19 protein-coding genes and 1 pseudogene are annotated in these 20,375 nt (G+C 74.3%); 10 read left to right on the forward strand and 10 right to left on the reverse strand.

The window, feature by feature from the left end:
• The first annotated feature begins 23 nt into the window (after positions 1 to 23).
• The gene (locus tag C5N14_RS23180) at positions 24 to 764 is read left to right on the forward strand and encodes an HAD family hydrolase (RefSeq protein ID WP_371685893.1); all 741 of its coding nucleotides are present in this window, start codon (positions 24 to 26) and stop codon (positions 762 to 764) included.
• A gap of 78 nt (positions 765 to 842) precedes the next feature.
• On the opposite strand, the gene C5N14_RS23185 is transcribed toward C5N14_RS23180, so the two are convergent.
• Positions 843 to 1,832, reverse strand: coding sequence for a diacylglycerol kinase (locus tag C5N14_RS23185; protein WP_117670561.1), 990 nt, complete (start codon positions 1,830 to 1,832; stop codon positions 843 to 845).
• Positions 1,833 to 2,124: 292 nt separating this feature from the next.
• Between C5N14_RS23185 and C5N14_RS23190 the strand changes: the two genes are divergently transcribed.
• From C5N14_RS23190 to C5N14_RS23205, 4 genes are all read left to right on the forward strand, one after another.
• Positions 2,125 to 2,838, forward strand: a complete 714-nt coding sequence (locus C5N14_RS23190; protein WP_117670563.1) for a tryptophan 2,3-dioxygenase family protein — start codon at positions 2,125 to 2,127, stop codon at positions 2,836 to 2,838.
• A 68-nt stretch (positions 2,839 to 2,906) separates the two neighbouring features.
• On the forward strand, positions 2,907 to 4,205 hold the full coding sequence (locus C5N14_RS23195; protein ID WP_117670565.1) for a tryptophan 2,3-dioxygenase family protein: 1,299 nt from the start codon (positions 2,907 to 2,909) through the stop codon (positions 4,203 to 4,205).
• Positions 4,202 to 5,380 (forward strand): aminotransferase class V-fold PLP-dependent enzyme, encoded by a 1,179-nt coding sequence (locus tag C5N14_RS23200; protein ID WP_243639950.1) that lies wholly within the window; start codon positions 4,202 to 4,204, stop codon positions 5,378 to 5,380. The genes C5N14_RS23195 and C5N14_RS23200 overlap by 4 nt, the downstream gene beginning before the upstream one ends.
• Complete coding sequence (locus C5N14_RS23205; protein WP_117670567.1) at positions 5,377 to 6,408, forward strand: methyltransferase; 1,032 nt, start codon at positions 5,377 to 5,379, stop codon at positions 6,406 to 6,408. Before C5N14_RS23200 ends, C5N14_RS23205 begins: the two co-directional genes overlap by 4 nt.
• Positions 6,409 to 6,463: 55 nt before the next feature.
• On the opposite strand, the gene C5N14_RS23210 is transcribed toward C5N14_RS23205, so the two are convergent.
• The gene (locus tag C5N14_RS23210; protein ID WP_117670569.1) at positions 6,464 to 7,480 is read right to left on the reverse strand and encodes a methyltransferase; all 1,017 of its coding nucleotides are present in this window, start codon (positions 7,478 to 7,480) and stop codon (positions 6,464 to 6,466) included.
• Positions 7,481 to 7,719: 239 nt separating this feature from the next.
• Between C5N14_RS23210 and C5N14_RS23215 the strand changes: the two genes are divergently transcribed.
• The 3 genes and pseudogenes from C5N14_RS23215 to C5N14_RS23230 all read left to right on the forward strand — a co-directional run bounded on the left by C5N14_RS23215 (position 7,720) and on the right by C5N14_RS23230 (position 10,701).
• Positions 7,720 to 8,055, forward strand: coding sequence for a methyltransferase domain-containing protein (locus C5N14_RS23215; protein ID WP_117670571.1), 336 nt, complete (start codon positions 7,720 to 7,722; stop codon positions 8,053 to 8,055).
• Positions 8,056 to 8,279: 224 nt separating this feature from the next.
• Positions 8,280 to 8,858: pseudogene (locus C5N14_RS23220) on the forward strand (uridylate kinase).
• Between the two features lie 1,087 nt (positions 8,859 to 9,945).
• On the forward strand, positions 9,946 to 10,701 hold the full coding sequence (locus C5N14_RS23230; protein ID WP_117670676.1) for a zf-HC2 domain-containing protein: 756 nt from the start codon (positions 9,946 to 9,948) through the stop codon (positions 10,699 to 10,701).
• A gap of 76 nt (positions 10,702 to 10,777) precedes the next feature.
• Here C5N14_RS23230 and C5N14_RS23235 read toward each other — a convergent pair whose 3' ends face one another.
• The 4 genes from C5N14_RS23235 to C5N14_RS23250 all read right to left on the reverse strand — a co-directional run bounded on the left by C5N14_RS23235 (position 10,778) and on the right by C5N14_RS23250 (position 14,230).
• Entirely contained in the window at positions 10,778 to 11,353 is a 576-nt protein-coding gene (locus C5N14_RS23235; RefSeq protein WP_117670674.1) for a sigma-70 family RNA polymerase sigma factor, read from the reverse strand.
• A gap of 341 nt (positions 11,354 to 11,694) precedes the next feature.
• The gene (locus C5N14_RS23240) at positions 11,695 to 12,189 is read right to left on the reverse strand and encodes a PepSY domain-containing protein (protein ID WP_117670573.1); all 495 of its coding nucleotides are present in this window, start codon (positions 12,187 to 12,189) and stop codon (positions 11,695 to 11,697) included.
• 71 nt (positions 12,190 to 12,260) lie between these two features.
• Complete coding sequence (locus tag C5N14_RS23245) at positions 12,261 to 13,544, reverse strand: HAMP domain-containing sensor histidine kinase (RefSeq protein WP_117670575.1); 1,284 nt, start codon at positions 13,542 to 13,544, stop codon at positions 12,261 to 12,263.
• Positions 13,541 to 14,230: a response regulator transcription factor gene (locus tag C5N14_RS23250; protein WP_117670577.1), complete on the reverse strand. Its 690-nt coding sequence runs from the start codon at positions 14,228 to 14,230 to the stop codon at positions 13,541 to 13,543. Before C5N14_RS23250 ends, C5N14_RS23245 begins: the two co-directional genes overlap by 4 nt.
• Positions 14,231 to 14,332: 102 nt before the next feature.
• Between C5N14_RS23250 and C5N14_RS23255 the strand changes: the two genes are divergently transcribed.
• A complete protein-coding gene (locus tag C5N14_RS23255) occupies positions 14,333 to 14,797 on the forward strand; it encodes a septum formation initiator (RefSeq protein ID WP_117670579.1) in 465 nt (154 codons plus the stop codon).
• Between the two features lie 48 nt (positions 14,798 to 14,845).
• On the opposite strand, the gene C5N14_RS23260 is transcribed toward C5N14_RS23255, so the two are convergent.
• Positions 14,846 to 15,169, reverse strand: coding sequence for a TraR/DksA family transcriptional regulator (locus C5N14_RS23260; protein ID WP_117670581.1), 324 nt, complete (start codon positions 15,167 to 15,169; stop codon positions 14,846 to 14,848).
• Positions 15,170 to 15,418: 249 nt separating this feature from the next.
• On the opposite strand from C5N14_RS23260, the gene C5N14_RS33830 reads away from it, so the two are divergent.
• The gene (locus C5N14_RS33830; RefSeq protein ID WP_117670583.1) at positions 15,419 to 15,829 is read left to right on the forward strand and encodes a low temperature requirement protein A; all 411 of its coding nucleotides are present in this window, start codon (positions 15,419 to 15,421) and stop codon (positions 15,827 to 15,829) included.
• Here C5N14_RS33830 and C5N14_RS23270 read toward each other — a convergent pair.
• From C5N14_RS23270 to C5N14_RS23280, 3 genes are all read right to left on the reverse strand, one after another.
• Positions 15,796 to 16,731 carry a siderophore-interacting protein gene (locus C5N14_RS23270; protein WP_117670585.1) on the reverse strand — a complete coding sequence of 312 codons (936 nt, stop codon included), beginning with the start codon at positions 16,729 to 16,731 and terminating at the stop codon, positions 15,796 to 15,798. The genes C5N14_RS33830 and C5N14_RS23270 overlap by 34 nt on opposite strands.
• 171 nt (positions 16,732 to 16,902) lie before the next feature.
• Entirely contained in the window at positions 16,903 to 17,463 is a 561-nt protein-coding gene (locus tag C5N14_RS23275; RefSeq protein WP_117670587.1) for a GNAT family N-acetyltransferase, read from the reverse strand.
• Positions 17,464 to 17,873: 410 nt separating this feature from the next.
• Positions 17,874 to 20,060 carry a carbohydrate-binding module family 20 domain-containing protein gene (locus C5N14_RS23280; RefSeq protein ID WP_117670589.1) on the reverse strand — a complete coding sequence of 729 codons (2,187 nt, stop codon included), beginning with the start codon at positions 20,058 to 20,060 and terminating at the stop codon, positions 17,874 to 17,876.
• Between the last annotated feature and the right edge of the window lie 315 nt (positions 20,061 to 20,375).

Consider the following 20,375-nt stretch of genomic DNA (forward strand, 5'->3'; position numbering starts at 1 on the left):
ACCATGCCGAACCGCCCCGCCCGATCCCGCCGCGCGGCATCGACGCCGCTGGCAGCGCCCAGGCGTCCCGCCGGCCCGTGGAGGCGGTGCTGTTCGACTTCCACGGCACCCTCGCCCAGGTAGAGGAGCCCCGCGACTGGGTACTGGCCGCCGCGGCTGCCTGCGGGGCGACCCTGGAGCGGGCGCGGGCCACCGGCCTGGCCGACCGGCTGCTCACGGCGGGCCGGGCGGGCGGGCCGCTGCCGGCCCGGGTGCCGCCGGCGCTGGCCGAGCTGTGGGCCGACCGGGACCTCTACCCGCACGCCCACCGGGGCGCGTACACGGGGCTGGCGGCGACCGTGGACGCCGGGATCGACGGGCTGGCCGACGCGCTCTACGACCGGGTGCTGGTGCCCGAGGGCTGGGTGCCGTACCCGGACACCGCGCCGACCCTGGCGGCGCTGCGGGAGGCCGGGGTGAAGGTGGCGGTGGTCAGCAACATCGGCTTCGACATCCGGCCGTTCTTCGCCGCCTGGGGGCTCGACGGGCTGATCGACGCGTACGCCCTGTCGTACGAGGTGGGGCGCTGCAAGCCGGACCCGGGGATCTTCTGGCGGGCCTGCGGGATGCTCGGGGTGGACCCGGAACGGGCGCTGATGGTGGGCGACACCGCGGCCGACGCCGGGGCGGTGCGGGCCGGCTGCGCGGTGCTGGTGCTGCCCGAGGCCGAGCCGGGCCGGCCCAACGGGCTGGGCTCGGTGCTCGGCCTGGCCCTGCCGCGCTGACCCGCGCGGTGGTGGCGCGGGGTTGTCCGGCCGCCGGGTGCCCGCGGCGGTGCGCAGCGGGTAGCCGTACCTGCCGGGCTACGGCGCGGTGGGCCGGGTCGACTGGGCGCCCGCGTCGGGCCCGGCGGCACGCAGCAGCCGGACCGCGCCCGGCACGGCGGTGACGGTCACCGGCAGGTCGAGGGCCCGCTCGCCGTCGGCGTACGTGGTGATGCCCTCGGCGGCCAGCTCGACGGTGCGCGCCCGGTGGGTCCGCACCAGCGGATGCCGCACGTGGGTGCCCCGGTAGATGCGCGGCTTCACCCGGACCAGGGTGCGCCGGTCGAACCGGCCGCCGATCACCACGTCGAGCAGTCCGTCGGTCGGGTCGGCGTCCGGGCAGATCCGCATCCCGCCGCCGTAGCTGGCGCAGTTGCCGACCGCGACCAGCACCGCGTCGACCTGCAACGGCTCTCCGTCGAGGCGCAGCGTGTACCGGCGCGGACGCAGCCGGGCCAGCTCGACCAGGATCGCCAGGTCGTACCGGCGGGGGCCACGCGGGCGGCGCATCCGGTTGGCGCGCTCGTTGACGATCGCGTCGAACCCGGCGGCGAGCACCGCCCCGTACCAACGGGGCATGCCGTCCGGCCCGGTCATCCGGGCCAGGTCGACCGGGCTGGTCCGGCCGGTCCGCAGGGCGGCGGCGATCGCCTCGGCGGCGGCGAGCGGGTCGGCGGGGAAGCCGGTGTCGGCGGCGAAGTCGTTGCCGGTGCCGGCCGGGACCACCCCGAACGGTACGGCCGTGCCGGCCACCGCCTGTAGGCCGCGGTGCACGGTCCCGTCCCCGCCCACCGTCACCAGCGCGGCGGCCCCGGCGGCCAGCGCCCTGTGGCACGCGCGTTCCGCCTGGTCGGCCGTGTGCGCCTCCAGCAGGCGCACCGGCCGGCCCGCCCGGGCCAACCGCTCCAGCACGCCGGGCAGCAGTCCCCGGTGCCGTCCGCGGCCGGCCGTCGGGTTGGCGAGCACGGCGATGGGCCCCTCGGGGGGCGGGCCCGGGGCGGGGTGGTCGGCGGCGGTCACGGCGAGCACCGTACCGCCGGGCGGGCGCCGCGATCATCCTCCTGCGTGCCCGAAAACCGCCCGCCCTGCGGCGGCGGGGTCCCGACCTGGGCACGCCAGGGATTGACTGCGGTGGGTAACCGTGCTAAATGGCACGGGAATTGCCATGAAAACAGTGGAGACGGACCCATTAGCGACGCCACGGGGCAGTCCGTGACCGGGACGTGACACATTGCCTTTCGTCGTTTAATAATGGCTGCCGCAATGATCCGTCACGGGTCGGGTGCAGGGTCACCGACGCCGATCGAAGGGGAACAATTCCGTGAAGCGGGACCACTCACCCGTACTGCCGGGCGACGGCGCCACCGACTACGCACGCTACATGAGCACGGATGTGCTGCTGGAGCTCCAACGCCGCCCGGAGCAGATGATCCACCGTGATGAGCTGCTCTTCCAGGTGGTGCACCAGTCCACCGAGCTGTGGCTGAAGCTGGCGGGAGCCGAGCTGGCCGAGGCGGGCGCCCGGGTCGATGCCGACGAGCCGGCGGCGGCGGAGCCGCTGCTGGCCCGGGCGACGCTCGCGATTCGGCTGGTCACCGACCAGTTGGCGATGTTCCGGTTCCTGTCCCCGGCGGACTTCCAGGCGATGCAACCCGCACTGGGCAACGGGTCTGGGGCCGAGTCGCCCGGCTGGCGCCGGGTGCAGGCCGAGAGCCGCCAGCTCGGCCGGGCCTTCACCGATCACCTCGCGCGGCGCGGGATCGACCTGTCGACGTTGCGCCAGGCGGACCCGACGGACCCGGCGCACCGGCTGGCCGAGGCCATGGTGGAGTGGGACGAGCGGGTCGCGTTCTGGCGGGTGCGGCACTACCAGGCCGCCATCCGAGTCGGTGGCCACGGCGTCGCCGGCACCGAGGGCAGCCCGGCCACCATGCTCGCCAGGCTGATCGACCACCGGTTCTTCCCCGAGCTGTGGCAGGCGCGCGTCGCCTCCGCCGCGCCGGCCGGTGACATTTCCCACCCGGAACGGCCCTGAAGGGATCCCACCGGCCCGGAAATCGCCAGAACGTCACCGTCCGTGTTTTACATAATTGTAATGTCGAGGTGCGGTTCGTGCGCGAGCTGACGAGCTGGCTGTCCGGTGGAGCCGATCCCGACAGTTTTCCCTACCTCCCGGTGACGGCGGAGTTCCACCGGACCGGCAAACACTTCGTCGGTAAGGAGTTCCTCGCCCTCCTCGACGAGGCCAGGGCGCACGTCGCCGCCCGGGCGGCCGGCGCCGGGCCGGCGGAACCCGGCCCCGTCCGGCTGCTGCGGGACTTTCTCGACGTCGCACTCGACAAGTGGGACGGCCGGTACGACTACCGCAGCTATCTCGCGTTGCGCCTGCTCGGGCTGCCCTGCGGCGACGACGGTGAAGACGGCGGGCCGGTGGCGGGGCGGGCCGCCCGGCGCGACCGCGACCGGCTCCTCGTGCGACTGGTCGCCGACGCGCTGGGGTTCGAGCTGGCCGCCTCCGCCGGCGCCACCGACCTGCTGCCCGAGCAGCGGCCCGGGCCGGCGCTGGTGGCCAAGCGCCACCGGCTGGGCGTCCGGGCCGTCGCCCCCGCGTTGTCCCGTCTGGGCCTGACCGCAGGGGTCGACGATCCCCAGCCGGCGGGGGCCGCCGCGGCGCTGCGCGCCCTCGCCGCCGCCGACCGCAGCGCCGCCGAGGAGCGGGCGCTGCGGCTGAGCATGCTGCCGGTGTACCTGTCGCACGACGAGTACCTGTTCATCCGGGTGCTCCAGGCATACGAGTGCACCTTCGCCGGGCTCGCCGACGAGCTGCGCGCGACGATCGACGCGCTCGACGCGGGCCGGGCCGCCGCGGCGGCGCAACGGTTGGCGTACGCCCGGGACCAGCTCGCCACAGCCGCGCCCCTGTTCTCGTTGCTGGCAAGCATGCAGCCGGAGTCGTTCCGGACGTTCCGGGCGTACACCGAGGGGGCCAGCGCGATCCAGTCCCGCTCGTACAAGCTGATGGAGTCGCTGTGCCGTACCCCTGAGGGGTCCCGGCTGGACTCGGCCGCCTACCGGTCGGTGCCCGAGGTGCGCGACCGGGTGCGCGCCGGGCGGCCGTCGGTCGACGCGGCGCTGCAGGCGGCGGTCCGCGCCGGCCGGCTGGCCGGGGCGGACCGGGCCCTGGTGGAGCGACGGATGCGCGAGTTCGCCGCGGCGGTGCTGCAGTGGCGGCGCACCCACCACCGGCTGGCGGTCCGGATGCTCGGCGAGCGGCCCGGCACCGGCTACACCGAGGGGACCCCCTACCTGGCCGAGGTCCGCGCGATCCCGGTCTTCACCGCCGTCGCCGCCGACCCCGACCCGGCGGACCCGTCCGAACCGAGTGGAGGCTGTCCCGAGTGAGCGCACCCGAACTGAAGTCCGCGACGGGCGGGCCGCGGTGTCTCGACGCCACCGCGCACGCCGCGCTACGCGCCGAGTTCCCCCTGTTGGAGACCTGTCTCTATCTGAACAACAACTCGACCGGCGCGGTGCCGCGGGGCGCGCAGGGCGTGCTCACCGGCTACTGGGACACGCTGCGCACCTGGCGTGACGACGTGTGGCAGGGCTGGCACGAGGGCCTCGACCGGTACGCCGACGGGCTGGCCGCGTTCATCGGCGCCCCGCCGGGCAGCGTGGTCACCGACGCGAACCTGAGCACCCTGCTCAGCCGGGTCGCGTCCTGCTTCGGCTACCGCCCGCCGCGCGACCGGGTCGTCATCACCGACCTGGAGTTCCCGACCGTGCCGTTCGTGTGGAACGCGTTCCGCCGCTACGGCGCCCGGCTCGACGTGGTCGGCACCGGCGGCCCCGACTTCGACGAGGACGCGCTCCTCCGGCGCGTCGACGAGCGGACGCTGCTGGTGTGCGTGCCGCACGCCAGCTTCTCCTCCGGGGCCACCATCGACCTGCCCCGCCTGGTCACACGCGCCCACGACGTGGGCGCGCTGGTGGTGGTGGACGCCTTCCAGAGCGTCGGGGTCATGCCGCTGGACGTGACGGCCCTCGGCGTCGACGTCGTCCTCGGCGGCGCGCACAAGTGGCTGTGCGGGGTCGGCACCGCCTTCCTGTACGTCCGCCCGGACCTGGCGCCGGCCCTGGAGCCGGCGGCGACCGGCTGGCAGGCCGGTGACCGGGCGTTGACCTTCCGGCCGTCGACCGGCTGGGCGGACGGCGCCCAGCGGTTCGCCGGCGGGACCCCGTTCCCACTCACCTCGCTGGTCTCCCAGGTCGGCCTGGACCTGCTGGCCGGCGTGGGTATCGCCGCGATCCGGGAGCATTCCCTGGCCTGCACGTCCCGGATCCTGGCCCGGGCCGCCTCCGCCGGCATCGCGGTGGTCAGCCCGACCGAGCCGCACCGGCGCGGCGGCGTCGTGGCCCTGGACGTGCCCGCCGGTGAGGCGGTCAAGCGGCGGCTGGCCGCGCGGGACGTGATCTGTAGCTGGCGGGGCTACCTGCGGGTCGGCCCGCACGTCTACAACACCCTCGACGAGGTCGACACGTTCATGGACGCGCTGGAAGAGGAGCTGGGCCGATGACCGTCACGCTGTCGCCGCGAGCACTGATGAGCCTGCTCGCCAACGGCACCAAGGCCATGGACGTGCTGGAGACAGCGCTCGCCATGGGCCTGCTCGACGTGCTGGAGCCGGGTCCGGCCGTCCTCGGTGAGCTCGCCGAGAAGTTCGGGGTGCGGCCGTTGCGGCTGTACAAGTTCCTGGACTGCCTGGAGAGCCTCGGGTTCGTCGAGCGGGACGAGCCCGGCGACGACATCACCGCGGCCCGCTACCGGGCCGTGCCCGGGCTGCGCGCCGCCGTGGCGGCGGTCGCCGGGCCGGACTCGATCGAGCGGGACCGGGACCGCTACCCGTGGCGGCTGCTGCACGGCCGGCTCGCGGAGAGCCTGCGCGGCGAGGTCGGCATGACCGACGACGACTTCGCGTGGCCGCCGCGCGACGACGAGCAGACCGCCGCCTTCGAACGCAGCATGGCCGTCGGCCTCGGCCCGGTGGTCGAGACGGTCCACCGGCACGCCGACCGGCTGTGGTCGGACCGGCGCCGCCTGCTCGACGTCGGTGGCGGCGACGGCACGCTCGCCGCGCGGGTGCTCGACGACGCCCCGGGGCTGCGGGCCGACGTGTACAACCTGCCGGCGGTGGCGCCGCTGGTGGAGCGGATGCGGGTCCGGTCCGGCCATTCGGACCGGCTGGGGTTCGTCGGCGGTGACTTCCTCGCCGAGCCGCTGCCCTGCGGCTACGACGCGTTGGCCTTCGTGCGGGTGCTGCACGACTGGCCGAACGACGTGGCCCGCACGCTGGTCGAGAAGGCGTACGCCGCCCTCGCGCCGGGCGGGCTGCTGCTGATCTGCGAGGAGTTCCGCACCCCGGACCGGCTGGCGATGCAGTTCTTCTGGAGCTACTTCCTCATCGGCGTCGACAGCTGTGTCAGCCGGCTGCGGGAGGTGGAGTTCTACACCGGCCTGCTCAAGGAGGTCGGCTTCGTCCGGGTGGCGGTGCTGCCCGGCGGCTGGGAGCTGGTCACCGCGTACAAGCCGCCGGACGCGCCGTGAGCCGGACGGCGCTCCGGCCGCCCGGCGCGGGGCGGGCGGCCGGAGCCGGGCGGCGTCAGGCCCGGCGGCCCACCACCGCGCCGTTGGCGCCCGGGGCGTCGAACCAGACGGTACGCACGTCGACGAAGCCGGCGTCGGCGAGCCAGGCCGCGTACTCGGCGCGGGAGTAGTTCTTCCCGCCCTCGGTCTCGATCAGCATGTTCATGCCCATCAGGGCCGCCTCCGGCGGGCCGGTGCGCTCGTCGTTGAGCAGCAGCTCGCAGACGACGACCGCCCCGCCGGGGGGCAGCGCCGCGTGGCACTTGGCCAGCAGCGCCCGGTTCGTCGGCTCGTCCCAGTCGTGCAGGATCATGCTGAGCAGGACGACGTCGTGCCCGTCCGGCAGCGCCGGGTCGGCGAGGAAGTCGCCGCCGACCGTGCCGATCCGCCCGGTCAGGCCCTCCGCCGCGATCCGCTCGTCGGCCTTCGCGCAGACGTGCGGCAGGTCGAAGACGGTCGCGCGCAGCCCGGGCAGCCGGCGGCAGAGCTCGACGGGAAACGCCCCGGCACCGCCGCCGACGTCGAGCAGCCGGCTGTGCGCGCCGAAGTCGTACGCGTCGGCCAGGGCACGGGCCGTGAAGCTGGAGGTGGAGAACATCGCGTCCCAGAACTGGGCCACCATGTCCGGGTCGGCGGTGTCGAACATCGACTGCTGCGCCTGTGGGTCCCAGGTCAGCGGCCGGTTGCCGCGCAGCGCCTCCCCCACCCGGTGCCAGGGCAGGTAGGTGCGCAGGTCGGAGTAGCGCACCTGCGCACCGAAGTAGTACGGGCGGCCCTCGACCAGGAACTGCTCGGCCAGCTCGGTGTTGCGGTAGCCGTCGCCGGACCTCTCCAGCAGGCCCAGCGACGCGCTCGCGGCCAGCAGCAGGTCCGCGGGGCGCTCGTCGAGGCCGAACTCGGCGGCGGCGTCGGCGACGGTGATGGTCCGGCCGCCGGCCAGCCGGGTGAACAGGCCGAACTCGACGCCGACAGCGAGGGTCTTGAATCCCCAGACGCCGGCCACGAGGCGCATGAGTGGGGTTGGAGTGATCATGGACAAATAAGATCACAGATGTCTTGACTGTCCACAGTGGTCGTTCGGCGTGTCGGCCAGAGCCTGACCGCGACCGTGGGGCCACCCGGCCCGGCCCGGCGACCACACTCCACCACCCTGACACCTCGCGCTGGTCTGCATATACATGACGGCCACGGCCGTCTCACTCGCGCGGATCGACTGCGGGACGCCCTCGCCGGCGAGCCGTTCCAGCGGGGCATCCCGGCGCTCTTCGCTCCATGACGGGTCTCGAACTGGCCGATGGTTCTCTGACCGGCCTGCTCGCGTGGTTCTCCCTGATCCACGTCCCCGACGACGAGGTCCCCACGGTCATCGCCGAGTTCTTTCGGGTGCTGCGGCCTGGCGGGGCCCTGCTGCTGGGCTTCCATGCCGGCGACGGCAGCAAGCTCAAGACGGAGGGCTACGGCGGCCACCCCATGAGTGTCTACGTGCACCGTCGGTCACCGGCCCGGGTCGCGACCTGGCTGGACGCTGCCGGTTTCACCGTCGAGGCGGAGATGTTGCATCGCCCGGCCCCGAACGTCGAGGGTGGCTTCGTCTTCGCCCATCGGTAAGGTAGACGGAAAGGCATCGGTGATCGAGGTCGCCGACAGGGCACACGCCTGCTCACCACCTTCGACATTCTGCCTCGGTGCGACGCCTACGTTCGATATCAGAGGGCCTGCGCGGCACGCCATCCCCACTTTGTCCGATGCCCGATTCTCGGCAGGACCGCGCGTCGAGGGCCGCCCGACCCATCACTCAACGTGACGCACCATCGGTGGCAGAACAGTCACGCATGGCGGAGGCAGTCGGGTCCGTCACCGTCGCACACCCGACGCGGGTTGCCATCGACGGACCGCCCACCACCGGCAAGACCACCCTCGCCGACGAGCTGGCCGTCGTCTTGCGCGAACAGGGCCGCGACGTCATCCGCGCGACGATCGACGATTTCCTCTTCCCCCGGGCACAGCGCTATCCGCGCGGCGAGTACTCGGCCGAAGGCTGCTACTTCGACACCCACGACTACGACGCGCTGAACCGGGTTCTGCTCGACCCGCTCGGCCCGAGCGGAGATCGACGCTTCCAACACGCGGTCTACGACCGCACCGCGGATACCACGCTGTCCCCGCCGTTCACGACTGCCCCCGCCGACGCCGTACTGGTCTTCGACGGCGTCTTCCTCATGCGCCCGGAACTGATTGATCGATGAGAGCGCCGGGTGTTGTCTCGAGCCGACGTCGAACGGCGCTGGCGCGAGCGTTACATCCCCTCCCAACAGTTCTACTTCGCTACGGTCCGCCCGACCCATCACGCCAACCTCATCGTGCACAACGACGAGCCCCAGCAGCCGGCCTGGGAGACCCATACACACTGACCACACTCAATTCGTCCGGTAACGCGGGGCAAGGCCATCGCCTGGTCGTGGATGCGGTCCCCGGCCGGCGGAAAACGGTCGCCCAGACGGAACCGTGGGCGGCGGCCGATGACATGAGGGGCGGTGCCTATGGAGCTGAGTCGTTCACGTCATCACCGCCGGTCAGGCCACCATCGTTCGCGGTTACCAACCACCCCGTCAGATCATGGCTGACGGTCGTGGCCGGCGGTCACCGATGGCGGCGGGCATGGCCGATGTCGTATCCGACTCAGCTCCATAGGCACCGGAAGGCACACCTGCCGTGCAACAGCGCCCACGCCAGAAACCCCAGACTCCCTGACCGAAGCGCTCCCACCCGAAATTCGCACCCGCCGTGGGTGCCGAGGACGTGTCGGGCCGGCCGTCTCTCCACGCATGAGGCTGTGGGGGCGGTGGCCGGCGAGGCCACGTCACGGCGATCAGCAACGAGACGATCCGACGTGTCCCGCACGAACGTCGAATGTCGTGGCAGGCCACCACGACGTGGAAGGCCAGCCCCCTGGCACACCGCCAACCAGACCGAGCTGACCACCGGATTCGCCACCGAATCCAAGAACCGGCACCCGGATTACTCTTCAAGACTGCATGACGGGGCACTAGCCCGTTGTGGCTACGGTGCGTGGCGGGTTTCATCCGATGCAGCACCCGCCATCGTCAACACGATCCTCCTGGTGGGCGCGCCGGTGGCATTGGCGGCACCGCCGGCGCTTCCACAAACCGTTCCACAGCCCCTTCCAGAACTCCTCCGCCCGCCGAGCCTTGTCGTCGCAGGTCAGCGCGCCGGCAACGGGCGTTGCGGCGGGTTAACAAAAGTTCTCATCTACGAACAGCTCTGACGGAAGGTCAGGCGAATCCGCACCGGCCCGTCCTCGTGCGGGGCGCGGTGGACGCGGTCGACGACCGCCTGCCGAGCGACGATGACGCCGCTCACACCGGGGCGTGTGACACCCACCCCGTCCAGGGGTCGGCGGCGGCGGGTCGCGGCCGGCGGTGACGTCCCGTGGCGGCGGCCGGGAACCACGCGCCGCCCGCGAGCGACTATCGGTACATGCGGTGTGAGCAGTGGCGGGAGATCCTGTCGGCCCAGTTGGACGGGGAGGAGACCCCGGCCGAACGGGTCGCGGCCGAGGGACACCTGGACACGTGCGGTGACTGCCGGGCCTGGTACGACGTGGCGGCGGCGGTGACCCGGCGGGCGCGTACCCGGGTGGTGTCGCCGGTGCCCGACCTGGCCGACGCGGTCCTCGCCGCCGTCCCGGCCGGGGCCTCCCCCCGGTGGTGGACGCCCGCCTGGCGAGGCCGGCTGGCGGCCGGGCTGCGGGCGGCGCTGGGCCTGGTGGGCGCCGTGCAACTGGTGCTCGGGCTGACGCAGGTCGGGCGGGGCGCGGTCGTCGCGCACGCGCACGCCGCCGGCCAGCACCTGTGGCACGAGTCGGCGGCGTGGAACGTCGCCGTCGGCGCCGGGTTCCTGTTCGTCGCGGCGCGGCGGTTCCCGCCCGCCGGCGTCCTGCCGATGCTCAGCGCCTTCGTCGCGACGCTGGTGCTGCTGTCGGTGAACGACCTGATGACCGGCCAGGTGGCCGTGTCCCGGCTGGTCAGCCACGGTTTCCTGGTGGTCGGCTGGGTGCTCACCGTGCTGCTGTCGCGGCCCCGGCTGCGCCCGGGCGGTCCGTCGCCCGGGCAGGGACGGTCGCGGGGTTCGCGCTGGCGGGTCGAGCCGGACCAGGCCGCGCCGCCGGCCCCGCTGCGCCTGGTGCCACCGCAGCCGTACGCCGCGCAGGCCAGCGACCGCCGGGCCGCCTGACCGGCCGCCCGAGGGCCGGCCCTCGGTGGGCAGGGCCGGCGCCGTCGGCGGGTCTCCCGGCCGCCCGACCGGGGACTCAGCCGGCGCTGCTCGGGCGGGCGGGGTGGGTGTCGGCGTGCCAGGCGGCCACGAGGTCCTCGCGCGCCCGCGCCACCCGGGACCGGATCGTGCCGACCGGGCAGCCGCACACCTGCGCGGCCTCCGCGTAGGACAGGCCGGCCACCTGCGTGGCCACGAACGCCATCCGTCGTTCCGGGGCCAGGTCGGCGATCAGCCGGTGCAGGGTGACGCCGTCCTCGGCCGCGGGCTCGACGGCGCCCGCGGCCTCCGCCGCCGCGCGCCAGTCCGGCAGGGTCGCGGTACGGGGTCGGGTCACCGCCGCCCGGACGTGGTCGACGGCGACCCGGCGGGCGATGGTGAACAGCCAGGTACGGGCCGAGGAACGGCCGGCGAAGCCGGGCAGGCTGCGCAGCGCCCGCAGGAACGTCTCCTGGGTCAGGTCGTCGGCCTCCCCCGGCCCGGCGAGGTGGGCCAGGAACCGCCACACCGGGCGTTGCAGGGCCCGGACGAACGCCGCCGCGGCCTGCTGGTCGCCCTGCCCGGCGAGGCGTGCCCAGCGGGTCACCTGCTCGTCGTCGGCCTCCCCGGTCAGCACGGCCGGCCGCCCGACCCGGCGCGGGTGCCCGCCGGTGCCCGGCGGTGCGCTTCGGCGGTGCTCACGTGGACCGGTACGGCCCGCGGCGCTGTTGCGTTCACGTGGTCTGTCTCCCGGCCCGGCTGCGGCGGCTGACGCCTCCCGCCAGCGGTGGGAGGCCGATCTCCGGTGCGGCGCCCCGGTGCGGCGCACCACTGTTTGTCGGTCGCGGGGACGGAAAAGTTCCCGGGGCCCGCGCTGTGCCGGGATCGCGTCGGACGGCCCGCCCGCGTCCGCCGGCGCCGGCCGGGCACCGGGGCGCCGGCGGCCCCGGCGCGCCGCCCACAGGCCGGCGTCGCTCAGTCGTCGCTGCCGTCGTCGTCGCGGTCGTCGCGGTCGTCATCGTCGTCGACCGGCTCCTGCTCGGCCTTGACCACGGCGCCGTCGTTGCGGTCCACGTCGACCTCGTGCTCGGTTCGCCCGTTGACGATCTCGACGCTCCACACCTGGTGGCCGTCCTCGGCCTCGGCCTCGACCTCGACGATCCGGCCGCCCCCGGCGCGCGCCAGCGCGATCTCGCCGGCCCGCTGCTGGTCGACGCTCCCGCCGGTGGGGGACGGCGGGGCCGTACCGGCGGGCGAGCCGGTGACGGACGCACCGGTCGCCGGGGCCGAGGTGGGAGCGTCGGTGCCGCTGTCGTCCGGGCTGCCGGTCGCCGCCGGGGCCACGGTGGCGGCGGTCAGGGTGGTCCGTCCGGCGCGACCGTCGGCGGCGGTGACGCCGACGGCGACCCCGGCCACCGCCAGCATCGCCGCGCCGCTGACGGACGCCATGATCAGGGAGTTGCGCTTCATCTCGGTGCACCTTTCCTCGGTTGCTGAGTCGAGGATCGGCCATGGCGGGATAGCGGCGCGCTGCACCGACGCTAAGGCCCGGTTAAGGTCGCCGGCGGGGCCAGCAGCAGGCGCACCTCGGCCCCGCCGCCCGGGGCGGTGCGCAGTTCCAGCCGTCCGCCGCCGGCCTCCGCCGCCCGGCGGGCGATGTCCAGGCCCAGCCCCGTGGAGCCGGCCGGGCTGGCTCCCCGGCGTACCGTGGCCGCCGGCATGCCGGGGCCCTCGTCCGCCACGGTGAGGACCACCCGGTCGGCGTCGCGGGCGAGGCGGACGGTGAACGCGGTGCCGTCCGGGGTGTGCGCGAACACGTTGCCGAGCAGCGCATCGAGGGCGGCGGCCAGTTCGTCGGCGGACACCCCGACCGGCAGCGGCCCGGGGGCCAGGTCGCAGCGGAACTCCCGCCCGGTGTCCTCGGCCAGCACCGACCAGAAGGCCACCCGGTCGGCGACCACCACCGCCGCGTCACCGCCGGTGGCGGCCGGCGACCGGTCGCGGCGGGCCTGGCGGATCAGACCGGTCACGGCCCGCTCCAGCCCGTCCACCGCGGCGGCGATCCGCGCCGCGTCCTGCGGCTCGCGCAGCGACTCGGCCTCCAGCCGCAGCGCCGTCAGCGGGGTGCGCAGCCGATGGGACAGGTCGGCCACCTGCTCGCGCTCCTGGGCGAGCAGGACCTGGATCCGGCCCGCCAGGTGGTTCAGCGCGCCGGCCACCTCGCGCAGTTCGGCCGGACCGGCGGGCGTCACCCGGGCGTCCAGCTCGGCGTTGGCCAGCCGGTGCGACACCACGGACAGCTCGGCGATCGGCCGGACCAGGGTGCGCGCCAGCCGGTCGGCGACCAGCAGCCCGAGCAGCACCAGCAGCACCCCGAGCAGGGCCAGCACCAGCCACGCCCGGGTCACCCCGGCGGTCAGCTCGGCGCGCGGCACCACCGTCCGGATCACGCCCGTGCCATCGGGCCGGCCCTGCACGGCGATGACCACCTCGCGTCCCCCGTCCGACTCCACGGTGAGGCTGCGCCCCCGTTCGGCCAGGGCCACCGCGGGGGTGCGCGGGGCCAGGGTGCCCAGCACCGTGTCGCCGGGCAGGAACACGCTGACCGGCCGGCCCGACTCCGCGGCGAGTTGCTCGGCGGTCAGCCGGATGGTCGCGGTGTCGGCCGTGCCCACCACCGGCACCAGACTCTGCGCGTCCGCGGTCGCCCGGACCGTGGCCCGGTCCTCGGCCACCGCCCGCACCAGCAGCGCCAGCGGGACGAGAAAGGCCACGAGGGTGAGCACGCTGACCGCGGCGGCCAGCAGCGCCAGCCGTGCCCTCACCCGCCACCGCCCGGGGACTCCAGCCGGACCCCCACCCCTCGCACCGTGTGCAGGTAGCGCGGCTGCTGGGCGCTCTCACCCAGCTTGCGGCGCAGCCACGACAGGTGCACGTCGACGGTCTTGTCCGCGCCCCCGTACGGGATCTGCCAGACCTCGGTGAGCAGTTCCCGCTTGGTGACCACCTCGCCGGGCCGGGCGGCGAGGTGGTGCAGCAGGTCGAACTCGCGCGGGGTCAGCTCGACCGGCGCGCCGTCGAGGGTCACCTGCCGGGAGCGCGGGTCGACCCGCAGGCCGCCGACCGCCAGCGTCGTGACCTCCGCCGAGGCTCCCCCGCGCCGCAGCACCGCACGGATCCGCGCGTCCAGTTGGGCGGCGGTGAACGGCTTCACCACGTAGTCGTCGGCGCCGGCGTCGAGCACCCGGACGATCTCGGTCTCGTCGTCGCGGGCGGTGGCCACGATGACCGGCACCGCGCTGACCGCCCGCAGCATCCGCAGCAGCTCGCGCCCGTCGAGGTCGGGCAGGCCCAGGTCCAGCACGACGAGGTCCGGCCGGTCGTCGAGGGCGTCGCGCAGCCCCGCCATCGCGGTGGACGCGGCGGCCACGGCGTGCCCCCGGTCCCGCAGCGCCCGCGCCAGCGGCGTCCGGATGGTCAGGTCGTCCTCGATGAGCAGCAGCCGGGGCACAGGATGCAGGCTAGCCGCCGGGACCGCCGCCGGCTTGCTCCTTAACCCTCCCTTAGCGTCGTCCGGCGCTCCCGCCAACCTTCGATCGGGGATAGTCGGGGGATGCGCCGTCGCCGTACCCTCGCCTTCGCCGGGTGGCTGGCCACCGCCGTGCTCGCCACCCTGGTCGGGGTGGCCGCGATCCGGCTGGTCGGGGAGAGCATCACCGGCACCCCGGGCGGGGTGCACAGCCAGCGCGACGTCGAGCGGGCGCTGGCCTCCCCGCCGGCGGGCACGGCGGCGCCGGGCGGCAGGGCGTCCACCGGTCCGGGTGGACCGCCGGCGACCGCGCCGCCGGGGCCCGGCGCGCGTCGGGCCTTTTCGACCGCCGGCGGCAGCGCGGTGGCCGAGTGCGCGCCGGGCGGGGTACGGCTGGTGTCCTGGGCTCCCGCGCAGGGCTACCGGGTCGGCGACGCCGACCAGGGCCCGGACGACGACGTGGAGGTCACCTTCGTCGGGCCGGGCGGCGAGCACGAGCTGAAGCTGCGGTGCGTGGCCGGCCAGCCGGTGGCCGTCGCCGACGACTGACCCGACGGCGACCACCGGCGGCGCGGCCCGGTGCCGCGCGGACCGCCGTCAGCCGCCGTGCTTCTGCTGGCAGGGCACGCAGAAGCGGGCGTGCGGGACGACCTCCAGCCGCTCCGGCGGGATCTGCGCCCCGCACCGCTCACAGGCGCCGTAGCGCCCCTCCTCGATACGGAGCAGGGCGTCGGCGATCCGCTCCCGGCTCTGTCGGGCCGCCGCGATCAGCGCGGCGCGGGTGTGCGCCTCACCCGGATCCCCGGTGTCGGCGGTCAGCTCGGTCAGCCGGGCCGTCTGCGCCGCGTGCTCGTCGGTCAGTGTCGCGCGCAGGTCGGCGAGCCACTGCCGATCGCTGACCCCCTGGATTTCGGTGCTCATGTCGGTCCTTCCGGAAAAAGAAAAGGGCCGAAGCCGGAAGCTTCGCCCTGGTGGCCGTACCCGTCGGATTTGCACGTCCGGCGGGAGGGCCACGCCCGGTGGGGCTCGGGCTCGGCAGCCCGTGGATGGGCGCGGCACCGAGCGACGGCGCGCCCGCCGGGCGGGTGGTCACCCCGGTGCGCTGCCGGCCGGCGGCAGCCGGCGACGCCGTCACGAGGGTGACGGTGACGCGGGCGAGCGGCGCGGCCGATGGCATGCGGCCACCATAGGCCGCCCCGGCGCAGAACCCAACCAGGATGTCCGCCGACGCGCTCGGGCGGCCGGGTTCGGCCGGCGCGGCCCGGGGAACCCGCGCCCGTCTGCTCCGCCCGGCACTGGGCCGAGCGGCACAACCTGATCGTCACCGTGGCGATCGGCGAGCTGCTGGTGGCGATCGGCGTCGCCGGCACCGACCTGCCCAGCACGCAGCGGCTGATCGTCGCCCCCGCGCTCGCCGTCGTCGTCGCCGGTGCGCTCGAGTGGATCTACTTTCGACCTGTCGGCGCTCACGGGCGAGCACGCGCTGCGCGCCGCCGCGCTGCTGCCGCTGACCGCCCGGGTGTCCGCGCTGCGGGCCCTGGCCTGGCTCAGGACGGGTCGGCCCGGCCCAGCCGCCAGTAGCCCATGAACGCCACCGCCCGCCGGTCGACGCCCCGCTCGGCGACCAGGTGCCGGCGCAGCGTACGGATCATGGCGGCCTCGCCCGCCAGCCAGGCGTACAGCGGCCCCGGCACCGGCGCCACCGAGGGCGGCACCTCCCAGAGGATGTCCTGGTCGACGTCCGGGTCGGCGATCGACGGCTGCCCGGACGGCCGGCCCGCCCCGACCGGCGCCCGGCCGGACAGCAGGCTCGCCGTCGCCGCGGCGACGGCGGGGACCAGGCGGCTGCCGTGGAGAGCGCCGTCGCGGGGCAGCCAGGTGATCTCCACGCCGGGCGGGGCCGGGACGGGCAGCGCGTCGGCCCGCTGCGGCACCTCCAGCAGGGCCCGGCCCCGGACGTCGAGCGGGAGCCGTTCCAGGATGGCGCAGATCGCGGGCACCGCGGTCTCGTCGCCGGCCAGCAACACCTGGTCCGTCGCCGAGGGCCGGAACTCGACGCCGCCGTGCTCGCCGGGGTAGCCGGCGTCCGGGCCGAGGAGGGCGGCCTCGTCCCCGGGCCGGACCCGGTGGGCCCACCGGCTGGCCGGGCCGCCGTCACCGTGCAGCACCAGGTCGACGTCCACCTCGGCCAGGTGCGGCCGGGCCGCGCGGGCGGTGTAGGTGCGCACCGGGCAGCGCTGGTCCTCGGGCAGGGCCCGCCACCTCGCGTACCAGTCGGGGCCGCCGGGCAACTGGACCCCGTGCTGCCCGGGCAGCGGCAGCACCAGCTTGATCCGCTGGTCGTAGCCGTTGTCGGCGAACCGGTCGAGGTCCGGGCCGGTGAAGGTGACGCGGACGAACGAGGGACTGAGCCGGCGCACGGCGCGGACCTCGACGGTGAACAGGCGCCACGGGGCGATGGGCAGGGTCTCGGCCGTGGTCATGGTGTCTTCCGCTCCACGCCGTGGGGGCGCTCCCCCCGCGGGGCGCGAACTCGATCGTCCAGCACGTGGTTAGGCTAGCCTAACCTCAAGATCGGGTGTCGGGGCGGGGGTGTGTTCCCCCCTTCCGGGGAAGCGGTGCGCCGGCCCGGGCGCGACGGGTGGCGGGCGTGGTCACGGGCGCACGGCGGCCCGGTCCAGGAAGAGGAGCTGGGCGCGCTTGTCCGGCAGGTCGATCTGCGGACCGGGCACGAAGCCCGCGCGGGTCAGCCGGGTGATGGCCTTCGCGTTGCGCGCGTCCGGCTCGACCACGATGCGCAGCCGGCCCGGGTCGGCGAGCACGAAGTCGAGGAAGGTGTCGAGGACGGTGCCGGTGAAGCCCGGCTCCGCGCCGCCGTCCGGCGGCCCGATCAGCAGGTGGATGCCGAAGTCGCCGGGCCGGACGTCGTAGCACTCCCCCACCGGGTCGGCCCCCGGCTCGTAGGTCTGGAAGAGCGCCACCGGCCGGCCGTCGCGGTGGATCAGGTAGGCGTGGTGGGTGTCGAGCGAGTCCAGGTACTCGTAGATCTCCAGCACCCGCTCGCGGCCGGCGTCGCGCATGCCCCAGAACCGAGACCGCTCCCGGGTGACCCAGTCGTGGATCACGTCGATGTCCTCGCCCGGCCGCACGGGCCGGATGGCCACCTCGCCGAAGCCCTCGATGTGCCGGGAGTAGCAGGTCGGGGACGTCGTCATGTCTCTCCTCGGTGGGGATTGGCTCCGGCCGGCGACGCGGACGCGGGTCGCCGGGGCAGGGCGGATCGCGCACCGCCGGCACCGACCACCGTCGACCGCCACTGCCCGCACCCCACGGCGCGACGCCACGACGGAGAGTCAGGTCAGGGTAGCTTGAACAGATCGATCGCCCGGCAGGACCTCCGTCCACGGTCCACCGTCCGCCGGAGAACCTCCTCCCCGGCCCAGGGCCCCGCCGGCCGGCGACGCCACCCCGCCCCGGCGAGCCGCGCCCGGACCGGTCACTGGACGTACGGCCAGCGGGCAACTGCCGGGTCCGGGGCGGTACGGGGGGCCCGCCGTGGGGCCGAGGCGAGGTGGCCGGCTCCCGTCGCGCGGGGACCGGCCACCTCGGTGGCACAAGTTCCTGACTACCTCCAGGTGTCGTTGTTGGTCCGGGTGCCGGAGGACGGGGTCGTGAAGGTGCGGTTGCCGCCGGATTCCCAGGTGACCGTGCCGTCGGGGTTCTTCTTGAGGTACTTGTACTCGACGACGGTGTTCGGGGGCAGGTTCAGCGTGGCCCGCCAGGTCGGGTAGTCGGCTGAGGAGAGCAGGACGGCGTTGGCCGGGTTCCAGCCGCCGAGGGCGGCGACGTTGCCGACGACGTACACGTTCTGGCCGTAGGACGTGGTGACGGTGGCGTGGAACGAGGTGGCGATCTGCCCGGCGGTGACGGTGTCGCCGCGGAAGGTCTCGGTCACCGCGTAGCTGCCGGCCGCCGGGGTGGTGAAGCTGCGGTTGTCCCCGGATTCCCAGGTCACTGCGCCGGCAGCGGTCTTCTTGATGAACTTGTACTCCACCGCGGTGGACTTGGGCAGGTCGAGCACCGCGCGGTAGGTGTTGCCGCCCTGCGCGGGCAGCTGCACGGCGCTGGCCGGGGCCCAGGAGCCCAGCTCGGGGATGCTCCCGACCACGTAGACGTCCTGGCCGGCGGCCGGGTTCGCGGTGACCGTGAAGGTGGTGGCGACCGTGGTGCTGGGGCTGGCGGTCAGGGTGGGCGAGGCGGTCGGCGACGGGGTGGTGCCGCCGGGCCTGGCGTTGACGTGGATCGCGACCGCGTCGTTGGCGGGGATCGTCACGGTGGCCCGACCGCCGGAGACGGTGACCGTGCCGCCGGCGCAGCCGGACGAGGTGGCGGGTCCGGAGACGACGTCGCAGTACTGGCCGTCGGCGAGGCCGGTGGCGAACGTGGCGGTGGCGGCGCTGCCGGAGTCGTTGACGCCGAACCAGGCGCGGTCGCCGCGGTGGAAGCCGATGACGTTGCTGTTGACGGCGGTGAAGTCGGAGACGGTCTTGACGGACCGGGCGGCGTTGGCCCAGCCGACCATGCCCTTGACTCCGGTGGACTGGGTCAGGCAGTTCCAGGTGGCACCGCAGGCGGTGTCGGTGACGTAGCCGTTACCGTTGGCCGGTGGGGACTGGTTGCGGTTGGACCAGGTGAAGCTGTCGTAGACCGAGGGCTTGCCGTGCGGGTACGCCAGGGCGAAGTAGTTGGCCAGGGTGTAGTCGGTGCCGTTCTTGTAGGACAGCACGACCCCGTCGCGCTCCAGGTCGTGGTTGGTGACCATGGCGAAGACGTTGGCGCTGGGGGCGTCGAGGTTCCAGCTCGGGATGTTGGCGAGGGTGGAGATCGAGCCCTGGAAGGCGGACCGGAGGCCCTTGGCGTACGCGAAGTCGAGCACGTCGCCGTTGCCGGTGAACGCGCGCGCCTTGAGCGCGTCGTTGCTGGCGCCGTCGAAGATCTCCTGCGCGACGTACGGGCGCTTGTTCTCGGCGACGGTGTTGTTCACCTTGCCGAGGATGGCGGCGAAGTCGTCCTTCCTGACGTGCTTGACCGCGTCGACCCGGAACCCGTCGACGCCGAGGCCGATCATGTCGTTGAGGAAGCCGGCGATCTTCGTGCGGACGCTGTCCTTCTCGGTGTACAGGTCGGTCAGGGCCAGCAGCTCGCAGCTGGTCACCTGGGCCTCGTTGTTCCAGTCGTTGATGCCCCCGGAGGTCGGGCAGTTGTCGCCCGGTCGGTGGAAGTCGCCGGTGCCGTAGGGCACTGCCGGGAAGCTGTAGCCGGGACCGGAGAAGTCCGTGCCCGCGTAGCCGACGACGGACTCGGGGTTGTTCGCGCCGGCCATGTGGTTGACGACCGCGTCGACGTACACCCGCACGCCGGCGTTGTGGCAGGCGGTGACCATGTCGGCGAACTGCGCCCGGCTGCCGAACCGGCTCTCCAGCTTGTACGACACCGGCTGGTACACCTCGTACCAGGGGTGCACGCCGTCGGCGCTGTTGGGCAGGCTGACCGACTCCTGGGGCGGGGCGACCTGGACCGCCCCGTATCCGGCGGGGCCGAGGTGGTTGGTGCAGGCGGCGGAGACGGACGTCCAGTTCCACTCCCACAGGTTCGCCGTCACCTCGCTGTCGTTGAGGGTGACGGCGGCGCGGGCGGGAGCGGCGGTGGTGGCAGCGGCGACGATGGCCGGCGTCGCGCCGGCCGCGACGACCGCGACGGCGAGCAGCAGGCGAGCGGCGCGGCTACGCGGGTGTGGCCTCACGGATTCCATGGCAGGGAGGACCTTCTTCCGGGGTCGAAGAGGTACTGGCGAGAGTGGACGGCCGTCCGGGTAGCAAGACGATGCTGGATATCTGAAAGGAATTGCAAGACCTTGCGGCAAGATTTTTGAAACCCGCCGGCAACATCGCCGCCACGGAGGCGCCGCCTCCCGGCCGGAAGCGCTCGCCGTCCCGACCCCGCCGGGCAAGGGCGGGACCTGGACATCGCCGCCGCCCGGCCGGGCCGGAGACGAGCAGCTCGACGGCGGAACGCGGCAGCCCGCGCTGGGACAGCCTTGACGCGTCGCGCGGACCGCCGTAGCTTC

The sequence above is a fragment of the Micromonospora sp. MW-13 genome (assembly GCF_003434305.1).
Lineage (GTDB): Bacteria > Actinomycetota > Actinomycetes > Mycobacteriales > Micromonosporaceae > Micromonospora.